Source organism: Pandoraea pnomenusa (genome assembly GCF_000767615.3).
Classification (GTDB): domain Bacteria; phylum Pseudomonadota; class Gammaproteobacteria; order Burkholderiales; family Burkholderiaceae; genus Pandoraea; species Pandoraea pnomenusa.
This window is the reverse complement of sequence record NZ_CP009553.3, coordinates 4,310,713-4,322,954: the sequence shown is the minus strand read 5'-3', so window position 1 is coordinate 4,322,954 and position 12,242 is coordinate 4,310,713. Positions and strand designations below refer to the sequence as shown.

At 62.7% G+C, this 12,242-nt stretch carries 11 protein-coding genes; all 11 read right to left on the bottom strand.

Annotation, left to right across the window (positions count from 1 at the left end):
- Window positions 1–24: 24 nt before the first annotated feature.
- On the bottom strand, window positions 25–963 hold the full coding sequence (locus tag LV28_RS43265; protein ID WP_147291609.1) for a hypothetical protein: 939 nt from the start codon (window positions 961–963) through the stop codon (window positions 25–27).
- A 30-nt stretch (window positions 964–993) separates the two neighbouring features.
- Window positions 994–3,012 carry a hypothetical protein gene (locus LV28_RS43260; protein ID WP_155765761.1) on the bottom strand — a complete coding sequence of 673 codons (2,019 nt, stop codon included), beginning with the start codon at window positions 3,010–3,012 and terminating at the stop codon, window positions 994–996.
- On the bottom strand, window positions 3,009–5,105 hold the full coding sequence (locus LV28_RS43255; protein ID WP_058371692.1) for a hypothetical protein: 2,097 nt from the start codon (window positions 5,103–5,105) through the stop codon (window positions 3,009–3,011). The genes LV28_RS43260 and LV28_RS43255 overlap by 4 nt, the downstream gene beginning before the upstream one ends.
- Before the next feature lie 99 nt (window positions 5,106–5,204).
- Window positions 5,205–6,800: a type III secretion system outer membrane ring subunit SctC gene (sctC, locus tag LV28_RS43245; RefSeq protein ID WP_160117971.1), complete on the bottom strand. Its 1,596-nt coding sequence runs from the start codon at window positions 6,798–6,800 to the stop codon at window positions 5,205–5,207.
- Between the two features lie 291 nt (window positions 6,801–7,091).
- On the bottom strand, window positions 7,092–7,523 hold the full coding sequence (locus tag LV28_RS43240) for a CesT family type III secretion system chaperone (RefSeq protein ID WP_023597384.1): 432 nt from the start codon (window positions 7,521–7,523) through the stop codon (window positions 7,092–7,094).
- On the bottom strand, window positions 7,520–8,569 hold the full coding sequence (sctU, locus tag LV28_RS43235; protein WP_023597383.1) for a type III secretion system export apparatus subunit SctU: 1,050 nt from the start codon (window positions 8,567–8,569) through the stop codon (window positions 7,520–7,522). The genes LV28_RS43240 and sctU overlap by 4 nt, the downstream gene beginning before the upstream one ends.
- The gene (gene sctT, locus LV28_RS43230) at window positions 8,566–9,378 is read right to left on the bottom strand and encodes a type III secretion system export apparatus subunit SctT (RefSeq protein WP_023597382.1); all 813 of its coding nucleotides are present in this window, start codon (window positions 9,376–9,378) and stop codon (window positions 8,566–8,568) included. The genes sctU and sctT overlap by 4 nt, the downstream gene beginning before the upstream one ends.
- 6 nt (window positions 9,379–9,384) lie before the next feature.
- On the bottom strand, window positions 9,385–9,651 hold the full coding sequence (sctS, locus tag LV28_RS43225) for a type III secretion system export apparatus subunit SctS (RefSeq protein WP_023597381.1): 267 nt from the start codon (window positions 9,649–9,651) through the stop codon (window positions 9,385–9,387).
- A 7-nt stretch (window positions 9,652–9,658) separates the two neighbouring features.
- Window positions 9,659–10,306, bottom strand: coding sequence for a type III secretion system export apparatus subunit SctR (gene sctR / locus LV28_RS43220; protein ID WP_031627393.1), 648 nt, complete (start codon window positions 10,304–10,306; stop codon window positions 9,659–9,661).
- Window positions 10,306–11,424, bottom strand: coding sequence for a type III secretion system cytoplasmic ring protein SctQ (sctQ, locus tag LV28_RS43215; protein ID WP_023597379.1), 1,119 nt, complete (start codon window positions 11,422–11,424; stop codon window positions 10,306–10,308). The genes sctR and sctQ overlap by 1 nt, the downstream gene beginning before the upstream one ends.
- A complete protein-coding gene (locus LV28_RS43210) occupies window positions 11,421–12,098 on the bottom strand; it encodes a hypothetical protein (RefSeq protein ID WP_144347400.1) in 678 nt (225 codons plus the stop codon). Before LV28_RS43210 ends, sctQ begins: the two co-directional genes overlap by 4 nt.
- Between the last annotated feature and the right edge of the window lie 144 nt (window positions 12,099–12,242).

The window sequence follows — 12,242 nt, the reverse complement described above, 5'->3', positions numbered from 1 at the left end:
TGCTTTCCATCAGGGCCGTGCGTCTCAGGCGGGCGCGTCCCCCGAAAGGACGCGCAGTGCCCTGCCGTGCAGAACGGCACGAGAGGGATCGTTGAGCAGGCTCGCTGACAGCGCAATGGGGAGGGCGTCTCGACCCTCGAACGCCTGGGGGTGCGCCAGAACCGCTTCGATCAACGGCCGAAGGCGTATGAATCGGTGATGCCAGATATCCCTGAGCCGAACACCGAAACTACCGATCGAGAATTCCGGCGATGGTCCATTCGCGCTGATATGCCCTTGACGGATTTGCCGCCGGGCGTTGCGCGTTTCGTCCAACGCTTGTTGACGCGCGCCGTCTTTTTCATGACAAAGACGTTCGTCAAGCGAATCGATGCCAGCACTGAAGATGGCACGAAGAATCAAGTGTTCGAATTGAACACGGTCCTGCGCGATGTCGTTGAGCATGGCGTCGGGCATGATGCCGGAATCCGGTCCGTTGGTGACATGCGAGCCGACCTGAACCAAGGCGCTGAGCGCTCCGTTGGGCAGCCCGGCCACCTGTCGCCGGGTAATCCGATGAAAATGCCGAACCGTCAGGGCTTCGCTCGCTCGCGCCTCCGAAAGCAACTCCACAAAGCGCGGTTCCGTCAACGCAAGATTCGTCGCCATCAGTCTGCCGGAGTGTTTCAGGCATGACTGAATCATCTGGCACTGCAGGTATCCCATCCGTCTGCGTAAGTCCTGCGGAGCATACGCGGAACGCGAGCTTGCCGTGCCGGAGAAGCGCGCCGGGGTGCGAGCGGCAGTCGTGTCCACGCTACGGGGCGCCGCACGCGGCACCGCGGCGACCTCATCGATCACCTTGACAGGTCGTCCGGCGAAGCGTGTCGGTGGCGGCTCGGCGGCGGCGTTAGCTCTGACGTCGTCGGATGTGCGCCCGGATGCCTGATTGTCACCATGCGTCGATGTGCGGATCTTTACCATGCTGTTTACGCTAACGGGTGGGGATGACGATCACGCGCGATGGCCGGCGTCGGGCTGACTCACGGGAGATGGCCACGGCGTGCTGCCGGCTACCGCGTCCCCGTCAGACGGTCCATTGATCGCCGCCGTGTTCGACGACGATTCGCTCGTTTCGGACACCTGGGCCTCGGGTTCCTGACGCGCGGCTTGCTGCCTTTCAAGATGCGCCTCTACGAGCATCGTCGCCTGATCGACCCAGAGATGCTGGGGCAAGTGCATCGCACCGGCCACCGTTTCCTGGAACATACGGAACTCGTCGTCACCTCTGGCCTCAAGCGCTTCGGTCAGATGCGCCAGGGTGCTTTGCGGTATCCAACCCCAGTCCAGGTGCGGCCATTGACGTGCCGCGCGGGAGAATGCGCGCATGGCGTTGGCGCGCTCCAACGCCGTGTTAGCAGGCAGCGCACTACCGGACTCCACTGCCTGGCCCACCGGGAGGGCGGCGAGCGCGGCAGTCAGCTTGTCGGGGACGAGGTGGGCCGATTTGGCGAACTCGGCGGTGATCACGCTATGCCACGCCATGGGTTCGTTGTTGCGAGCCATGTTCAGCGTACGCGGGGTAACGCCGTCTTGACGGAAGCCGGGATTCGAGAACTGGCTCGCGGCAAGCAATGATGCGAATGTGAAGGGGGGGAGCGTCTGCGCGTACTGAGCGACCATCCGGGAAATCTGTTTGGCAATTTCGTCGCGTTGCGTGGGGCTGGTGCCGGACTGTGCGCTGGTAAACGTGTTCGACAGTGACCTGAGACACAACTCCATTCTCGCCATGAGGGTGTCATGGTCGCCGTCCGGTTGGCTGCCGTCGTCGATCCACGAAGGCGTCAGCACATAGGCGGCCAGATCAAAGTAATCGTGGAGCGCCACGGAGAACTGGTTCAGGGCCCGCTGCGATTTTTCCGACAGTGCGCCGCGCTTCCCGGTATTCACATTTGCCACGAAGTCGCTCCATCGGAATGACTGCGCGGTGTCGTCCGAACTGATCTCGGACGTAGCGGCTTCCGAGCCGTCACTCCGAATCGTCGATGTGCCGTCGAACGTCAACGTGTCCGTAGTGAACGATGCCGTGTCGATGTCGCTGGTTTGGCTGCCGTAGTCGAAAGCGGCGTCCAATTCCGGTCGGGGCCCGGCCATCGGCTCCGGCGGAGAATGCGGCGATGGCGGGCGCGCGTCCGGCAGCGGGCCTCCGGACATTGTGCCGGTTGCGGGTGGCGCGGCGTCGGTATCGATGGGAATGTGATGCTCAGGCGTCGCATTCGGCCTCGTCGGGACATCCGTCTGATTCCCGGCGTCGCCCGGTTCCCGGCTTTGCGCACGCCGCATCAGTTCGGCGCTCGCGCATTCCACGGCAATTTGCTTGAAGCTCTCGAACATCATGTTGTGCAGGCCGTTGGCGAATTTTGCCGGAACGGCCGGCGCATTGCGGTCGAGCGGGTTGGGCAGCGGGTTGCCTGACACGACGTCGGCGAGGTGCGAGTCGCCAAGCGTTCCGACGACTTCGCTCATGATGTGACGCAGGTAGATTTGCCGTGGATTCTGCCCCGTTACCATTGTAGACATCGGGGTACCGATAACGCCTGCCTCGTCCAGCCAGGTCAGCCGTGTCATGAGCGACCTAAGCCGGCCCAGGTTCATCTGGCGGGCGATGGAGTCTTTTCCGGGCGCCCTGAGCAACGCGCCGAGTTGTCGGCGCAAGTCGCGCTCAATCCCTGCCGAAGTCGAGGCGCGACGCGGGCCGACGCCTGGCTTGACGGTTCGTTTGAGGATGCGATGCCCGAGTCTGCCCGCGCTCGTTCCAATGGTGCGCTTCAGATGCAGTAACGACGCGCGGCTTCGCGGGGCCGATGCCTGTCCTGTGCCGAGCGCCGAGAATCGGGGGGGGGGCGTCGAACGATTGGGCGCTGCGGACAACTGCGTCGTCGCCTGACCGTGCGTGGGCGTTGAGGCCGGCGTCTGGCTCTGGGGATTGGACGTTTGCAGGGAGGACGCGCGATTGATGGCCGCAAAGGTCATTCTTCAGCTCCCAGCGCATTGTTTTCGGGCCCAACGCGCCACGTATGGTGAACCTCGACGGGGCCGTCTGGCAAGGCGGTACCGTCGGGGCCCAGCACGACCGAGTATCGGCCGAACCAGAAATTGGTTTCCGGATCGACGCTAATCATTTGCTTCGCGTGCTCCGGCGCCTCCGGGCGCAACACGTTCTCAGCACGGGAAATGAAGCGGAATTCGATGCTTACCCGATCCCGATCCATCCGGTCCACAATGCAGGTAAAGCCGGCGTCCGCGTCGCGGGGGCCGTGAATCGGACTCAGCATCTCCGATTCATAGCCGGATACCGCGCTCAGGCGCCGGAGGGACTTCCGGTCCAGGCCAGGGACATTGGGGTTGATGAACATGGCCATCGAGCCCTGATGTAGCCACGCCGCCATATTGGCCGCCATCTCCGAGTTGAAGCCGGCCACTCGCGACATGGCGGCCTTAATATCGGCGATGACCTTTCCGGTGCGGTCGGCACGAGGATCCAGCAGCTCATTCCCAATGATGAATCGCGTTCGCGGTAGATCGGATCCAAAAGAGGTGCCGTCGATATCGAACGCAGAGACGCCCTGCGCCCGGCTTCTCGCCGCAATCTTCAGGAAATCATTCTTGACCGGAGCGACATAGGCGTCCCAATCGGAAAAGACCTCGTTCGAATAGCGATGAAGGTCATGAACCTCGCCGTGCTCAGATAGACGCAGTCCAAACGTCTGCTCGAGGCCGGTGCGCCATGTGCCACCTAACGCATCATGATCCGGGACGATGGCAGACCCGCTTTCCCGAGGCGCCCATTGAGACAGGAGCGTGCTCATGAGCCTGTGGGCAGCATCGATTTCGTCAAGCGCGCGCGATCGGGATGCGCGGCGATGGTCCGGACCGTGCAAAAACAGACGTTTTCCCTCACCCATCGCACTGAGCAATGCAAAGCATGCGGCCGGGCGTGCCGTTGTTGTGCCGATTCCCGAGAGCGCCTCGCGCACGCCATCGTGCATGGCGTCGTCCACCGAGCGGTGTTCGGCGCCGAGCGTCGCTTCTGCGCTGGGCGCATCCGGGAGCCGCGGGAGAATAGTGCCCAGCAGACGCGTGTGCCGAGCAAGTTGCTGGCCCGCAGCGCGGACAGTTTCGATGGCCTCGGACCGGCCGGGCTCAGCGCTCAACGCAGTGATCATCGACGCCGTGGCGGTCTCGTACGCTGCCCGGGACTTCGCGACGGCAAATTGAAGCAGATCTCTGGCTGGCGTGGCGCCTTGGTTGTCTCCAATTCTGGTGGTCACCGCGCGGATGGCGTCCGCGATATCACATAGCTGGTTTGGCGCCAACGATCCGAGTTGCTCCTTGATCGACATCACGAGCTTTTCCACAACATCCATCACCATACCGTCAATATCGGGGGCCGGCGCGATGGCGGTGGTCCGACGCATTTCGTCCAGGCTGGTCAACACATTGACGAGCGTATCGAGATGTTCGATGCATCCGGTGAACGACAACTCGGTCGCCTGCAATGCTCCGGTGACTGCATGAAGTTGCATGATGAGTGCGGAATGCTGCTGGAGCGCGGCAACGCATCGGACAAGCGAGCGGCCGACGTCCGACTTCTGGACGGATGTCAGCACCTCGTCTTGCTCCAATGCGGCCTCGAAAGCCAACGATGCTTCCGGATTGCCGATCGCCATCTGGTCAAGCGTGGCTATCATCGCCGCGTCGATCTCGGTATCGCTGAAATCGTGATCGGAAGGCAGGGTAAACGCGTTTCCCAGCAGTTCCAGATCGACTTCGCGCCCTTGCTCGGGGACACTCAGTCGAAACATCATCGACCGAGCATAGCCTTTGACTTCCGAGTGCAATTCGGCCACGGACTCGCTTGCCCGAGGCTGAATCCTCGTGGTCGGTGCGACCGATGCCTTTCGCTGGATCGGGCTGGCAACCGGGGGCGTATCGCTTTTCGCACGTGGCCGAACGGCCAATCCGAACCAGGCCGACAGTTTCGATTTCGGCTTGTCGGTGTGCTGGCGCATTTCGTCCGTGCGCGTCTGGCCGCCCGGTGTGCGCGACCTGATGAAACCTACCATGCTCAACTCCTCAGGAGAAACCCAAACCACCAATGACAGATAGGTAACGTCAGGGCGGTGGCGGGTTCCATGCCCCCCGGGCGACGAAGTGTACGGCTGTCATGCGCCCGGCGGGGCTGACGGGAGGTCGGCAGGACTGGCGGGCGCCGTGGTGGACGACGTCGCGGATGGCGTCGGTCCCGGCACCGGCGCCGCCGGTGGCGGAACCGATCCCGGCAGTGCCACCAGCTTGGGGCGAATGAGGAACATGCGCTCGCGTTTCGACACTTCATCCCGTGTCGTGCCGAAAAGTGCTCCGAGTATGGGAATTCGACCCAGACCGGGGACCCGCGATTTGGCTGCGGAGGTGGTGTCCGTGTTGTACCCGCCAATGAGCAGGCTCTCGCCTTCGCCGACAATGGCCTGCGTGCTGATCGTGCTGTTGGCGACGGTGGGCAGCGTATTCTGGCCGTCCGGGAACACCAGTTGTCCGTCCTGGATGTCGATGACCATCTGGATAGCGCGCACACCGTTGCGCTCGATCATGCGCGGGGTGACGCGAAGCGTGGTCCCTGCGCTCACCGGCGTGACGTTGGCCACACGCTCGCCGACGGTCTGCACGTAGAACGTCTGACTCAGGTCCAGGACGGCCCCGACGTTGTCGACCGTCAGAATGGAAGGGCTGGATTGCACGATGGCGTCGCCCGACTGCTCGAGCGCCTTGATCCGGCTCGACAGGTAGTTGCCGGCGTCCGCAATGATGGTTGATGGGTTGACGGACCCGACCGCGCCCGCCACGAGAGATATCGTACCGGTGGCCGACGTCGCGGTGACCGGCCCCTGTCCGGCCGCCACACCGCCCAGGCGTCCGCCCCACGAGACCCCGAGTTCCTCCACGGAGCTCTTCTTGACGTCGAGAATGACGGCTTCGATTTCGATCAGTGCCGTGGGAACGTCGAGCTGTTTGATCAGGGCTTCATACAGCGGGAAGCGCCACGGATAGTCATGGACCACCACAGCGTTGAGGTACGAGTACGCTTCGATGGTGGCGCGGGCGCCGCCGGGTTTTGCTGCGTTCTCAAGGTCTGGCCTGGTGCCTGCCGGAGCGGTCGCCGCCACGTCGGCCGCGCCCGGCGCAGGGCCGCCTTTGCTTGCGTCCGGACCGCCAAGACCCCCTAGCGGCATCATTGGGCCCGGCAACGGCTTATTGGTTTGCACCGTCATGCCGCCTGATTTTGTGGTGTTCCCTTCGCGCTGCAAAAGATTGCGCAGAATGCTGGCCACGCCCGGAATCGTCAACTGCGTGTCGCGGTATTGCATCTGCCGGTCGTTCACCTCGGCATGCTGGAGCTTGTAGACCGCCATTTGCTGGCCGGATGCCGATGTATTCTTCGGCAGCGTAGCGATCGTTCGCTCGATCAGTTCGACATAGGCCGGCGGCCCTGAAATCATGATGACACCCTGATCGGGCAGTTCGCCCCAACCAAATCTGGCGTCGATCAGCCCGAGGTCTCCCAATGCTGTGCGGATCGCACTCACGTTGGCGTTCTGAACACTCAGGCTGCGGGTGATGGTTTCGGAGCTACGGCTTATATACAGTGTGCCGGCGTAGGTAAACCACGTCAGTCCGAGCGAACTGGAGAATCGATTGAGAAACTCGGTCGGCGTCGCGGTGTTATAGCGTCCGTTGGCGCGGGTATCGATCTCGGTGCTCATTTTCAGCGTCAGTCCGAATGAGCTGGCGAAATCCTGGAGCACGCGCGACGCGCGCTGGTTGTCGGCATAGTAGCTGTATGACGCTTCCGGCCAGGGAGCCGCGCCCAGCGCTTGCGTGGCAACGCAAGCAATGGCGAGGGCGGCGACGACACGTGCAATTCCGGGGCGAAGACGATCGACGCGGATGCGCAGGTGGCGAACGCGTTGCGCGAACCGGAGGCGGGCAGCCGGTGCGAGGTTCGGGGCGAGACGGGAGGTGCTGGAGGCAATCATGTCGGTAGTCCTCGGAATTCAGGCGGACCGCGCGCGAGGGGCTGGGTGGCGGCGGCGCAGTGGGATGGCCTGTGCGCGAAGCGCATCGAGCGCGCCCACGAAGTCGTCGAGCGTTCGGGTCAGCAGCAAGGCAGGCATCGTGAGCGGAAGCGTGCCCTGCAGCCAGATGGCTTCCCCGTCCGGATCGACGGCGAGACCAAACGGCTCCTGTTCAAAGCGCTGCGTGGCCTCGGACAGAAGCGTGCGCAGCATCGTCTCGCGTTCGATGCCATCCGGCAGCGTAGCGACGCGGCAGCGCAATAACAGATGACGGCGCAACGCCTGCAGGTGAACGCGATAGCGGTCGTCGATGAGCAGGATTCCGCGGTCGCCGTCGAACTCCGCCGGTGAAATGCCGTCGGCGTCGCGAATCCATTGCCCGAGCGCCGGGCAGGTTTCGGTGAGGTTCATAGTCTGCCTTCATTGCGCATGTTCAACACCACGCGGATGACCTCGGCAACGGGGGCAATCTGCGTACTGGGAATGTATTGATCGACGCTGCCCTCGGCCCAAAGGGCACGGGCGAGCGGAACGTTTCGCATGATCGGCACGCCCTTGCGCCTTGCGGCGTCGATCATGCGCTGTGCCAGCTGATCCTCGCCCTTGGCGAGAATCAGCGGTAACGGCGTCTCGTCCTGAACGTAATAGAGGGCGATGGCAAAGTGGGTCGGGTTCGTCACCAGCACAGACGCCGACTGACTGCGCTCCACCGCATCCTCCTCGAGCAGCTCGCGGTGAAGGGATTTGCGGTGCTGCTTGACATCCTGATCTCCCTCCATCTCCTTGTACTCGCGGTCGACTTCGTCTTTCGACATCATCAATTCCTTGTTGTGGGAATAGCGCTGCCACAGCAGGTCGGCACCGGCGATGAGAAAGAACACGAAGCCGATCGGAATCAGCAACGCCTTGAGCAATATTCCGGACGCGATGCCTACCGACGAAACCCCCGCCGACGGCAATGTCACCAGCCCCGGCAGCGACGATTTCACGATATGCATCACCACGACGCCGAGCACGATCACCTTGATCAGCGACTTGATGAATTCGACCAGATTCCGCTTCGAGAAGATGTTCTTCAGGTTGGTGGCGGGATTGATCTTGTCTCCCGACGGTTTTGCCGCCTCGAACGCAAGCACGAGACCGACCTGCATGATGTCGGATGCCATGCCGACAATGATCACGATGAGTATGAACGGGGCGAGCAGCGCCATCGCGTCGGTACTCATCTGACCGTAGATGCCGGCCAGCGCTTCACGGAATGGCAGATGCAGAAATGCGGCGGGCGCGAGCATGAGCGACTGCATTTGCTCGGTGATGACGTCGCCGCGCATGACCAGATAGCCAAGCAGGCTCACAGTGAGCATCGCCTTGGTGAAGTCCTTGCTGTAAGCGACTTGTCCTTTTTCGCGTGCGTCGCGCTGCTTCTTGGGCGTGGGCTGTTCTGTCTTTTCACTCATGGCGCCCCCATCAGACGAGCGAGATGAGGAATCGCGTCGCGAAGTCCGGTGATATCGCGGTCCGCGTAGTGGAACAGCGTTGTGCCATAGGCCGCCAGCACAAACAAGGCGAGCGCGCTCTTGATTGGCATCGCCATGAAGAACACTTGCAGTTGCGGAACGAAGCTCGACATCAGTGCAAGGCTGATTTCCGCGAGGTACATCAGCAGCATGGCGGGGGCGGCCAATGCGAGCGCGATCGCCATCATGCCGTTGAGTACGCCGAGCCACGCGGGCGCATTCTCGATGGCAAGCCTGGGCATGGCGCTCATCACCGGCCAGAGCCGGTACGATTCGTAGATCAGCCCCAGCACGAGCGTCAGCCCGCCGGTGGCGATGAAAAAGGCGGCGAACGCCTGCGAATAGAGCACGCCCAAGGGCGAGGTGTCGTGGCCGTCGAACGGATTGAGCGTGGCGGAAATCGACGCGCCGCACTGGTTGTCGATAATGAAACCAACCGATTCGATCGACCAGAATGGTACCGCCAGCAGGAATCCGAGCATCAGGCCGAGCAGGCTTTCCTTGAGCGCGATGCCCGCCATGACGGCCGCACTCAGGCCCCCGGCAGGAACGTGCGGCGCGGTGGCCGGAATGACAAGCAGGGCAAAGCCGCCGCAGATGCCGACGCGGAGCAAGCCGGGAAAATTCTGGGCTCCCAGCACAGGCAGCAGCAACGCCATGCCGAGCAGGCGCGGAATGCACAGCGACCAGGTGATCAGGAACAACTTGACGTCCAGATCATTGAACCAGGGCAGCGTGATATCCGGCATGGCGCGCTAGTAAATCGTGCGCAGCGCGTCGAGCACGGCTTCGCTGTAACGGTAAAGCTCGGCGCCCATCCACTGCGCGGTCATGAACAGCGTCACGCCAACGGCGGCGAGCTTGATGCCGTACGACAGCGTTTGCTCCTGAATCTGGGTCAGTGCCTGGAACAGGGAAAACAACGTGCCGACCACGGATGCCACCAGGATCGTCGGCATGGAAAGCAGCAGCGACAGATACAGCGCCTGGTTGACATACATGGTGATTTCGCTGGGCGTCATGATGACCTTACACGTAGGAAAGAACGAGGCCCTGGATCAAGCGGGTCCATCCGTCGAGCATGATGAACAGGAAGAGCTTGAGCGGCAAAGAGATCATGACGGGGGACACCATCATCATGCCCATGGCCAGGAGGATGTTGGAGACAACGAGGTCGATGATGACGAAGGGCAGGTAGAGCAGAAATCCGACTTCGAATGCCGCGTTGATCTGCGAGACGAGAAAGGCCGGCATCAGGATGATGAAATCGTTCGGTTTGACGTCCTTGGCCAGTTCCTTGCCCCAAAGACGATAGGTGGTGTCGACAAAGAATGTGCGCTGTTCCGGTCGCGTATTGCGTGCCATGAACTGACGCACGGGTTCCGCGCCCGCCTTGACCTGCGCCAGGATGGCGGGAACGTTGCGCGATTGTTCAGGCAACTCGCTCACGCGGTCGTACATCTGTACCCCGATGGGGGCCATGACATAGGCGCTCAGGATCAATGCAAGTGCGTAGAGCGCCATGTTCGGCGGGATCTGTTGTACGCCGATGGCGTTGCGAAGCATCAACAACACGGCTGAAATCTTGAGAAACGACGTGCACACGATGATGGCAATCGGCAGCAGCGAGAATAGCGCCAGTCCCAGCGCAAGGCTGACCGGATCGACGCCCGCCATCATGATGCTTCTTCCGAGCGCGATACGATGCGCGTGATCGACACGCCGATGCGACCGTCGATCTCGACCAATTCCCCCTCGCCGATTCGCACGCCCGCGCTGCGAATGCTCACCGCCCGGGCGAGGGGGCGTCCGAGGTCGAGCACGGTTCCGGCCGCGAGATCGAAGGCTTGCGCGACGGTCATATGGCGCTGGCCAACGTCGAATGTCAGGGTAACGGGAAGTTCGTCGAGACTCGGCGGCTCGGCGTCCACGTCGATATCGTCGTCGAGATCGAAGTCGCCCGAGGTGTCGTCGTCGGCGAACATGGCTTCGCCGGGTTGATCTGTGAGATTCATGATTTTCGTGGGCCCACCGAGAATGACCAATTGTTGGTTCTGCAAGCGCACCCGCCAGCAGTGTGAATTACCGACGAGCAGCGTCATGATCCCGTCTCGCAACGTACAGTCCTCGACCAGGATGACATCTGCCGGACGTAGCCCTTGCAGTACGTTGATCGGCAGGCGCGCATTTCCGACATGCAGGCGCGTTCTGACACGAAGGTCGCCCGCATGCAGTCCGCCGGATGGCACGTCGCCGCCCAGTCGGGACGCAGCGACACCGCCCGCAATGAGTTGCCCGAGCGAGTCGCAGCGCAGTTCTCCACACATTGAGGTGGGAATCACTGCGTCGGTCCCGGCTCGCTCGTCAATGGGCCGGATCTCCCATCGATAAGCGAAGGGCAGCGGCGCAGTCGATGCTTCCGTGGAGAACTCGGGGATGCCGCGGCCCAGCAGGCCTGCCTTTTGAACCAGATCCGACAGGAACCCCTCTAGCGCCAGCGTTTGAAGCGCTTGCGGTGGATCGCTCGCCACCGCGCCAAACGCCTGCACGGCCAGGTAGCGGGAGAGTGCCTGGGTCCCCGAGATGGAGAACTGGGCACCTGACCAGCGTACGTAACGCGTGTCGTCGAAACCCGCACCCTGATTCGCGCAGAAATTCAGCGGCACGAGCGAGAACGTCAGTCCCCCGCCCACGCCCGATACGTCGAAGCCCGAGGCGGCGGCAGCCAGCGATGTCCGCGCGGCCGCTTCGCTGGCGCTGATTCGCGCAAGCCGGAGTGGTTGTGGCGAAGTCACCGTGAGTCTCCCGCACGGGCGTCGCGATATGACGAGGGTTCATTCAGGTGAACGACCCGGACTTGTATGCCGGCGTCCATAACGTCGGCGATGCGTTCCGCGATCTCAAAACGAAGATCCGACAGGCGGTGCCACTGCATGGCATGTACGCAGTCGAAGCGGGCGCACAGGTAACCGTCCTGCGTCGCGACGCTCAGTGTGACACCGGGCAACACGGTGTCATGGAGGCTCGCTGTGAGGCGTTCCCGGCCGGCGGCATCGTCGATGAACAGATGCGTGATGTGCTCGCGCAAACGCGCCAGGACCGTAGCTTCCGTGTCGGGCGTCTGGTGAGCGCCGGTGAACGACCGCCTTGCCGGAGCGGCAACTGCGGTTGCGAAGTCGGGCGCGGTGAGTGACGAGGAAGTTTCCGGTACCGTGGGGTTCTCGGCGGACGTCGTCGCCATGCGCGTGCCGGTTGCAACCGGCACGCCAACGCCTTCGCCTGTCGTGGGCGCATCTTGCGCAGCGAGGGCCGTCTGCGCCTGCCCGGCGGGCCGTGGCTCGACATCCGGGACCGGCGGGAACGCGTCGGCAGCCACGGGTGCGCAGCGAACGTCGTCGTCAGGAACTGCCGGGCGAGCTTCTGCAGGTTCGGGGCCCTCGGATTCGCGGACAAGCAGGTTCGCAAACATCAGTGCGTCGGCCGCGAGCCGTCCGTCGCACGTCTCTGATGATGTCGCGGTGCGGTCCGTTTGCCCGGACACGCTGCCCGGGGGCGGGAACGCCGCGAACCCGTTTCTGGAAGTCTCCATGATTTTTCTCGGTAATGCCTGATC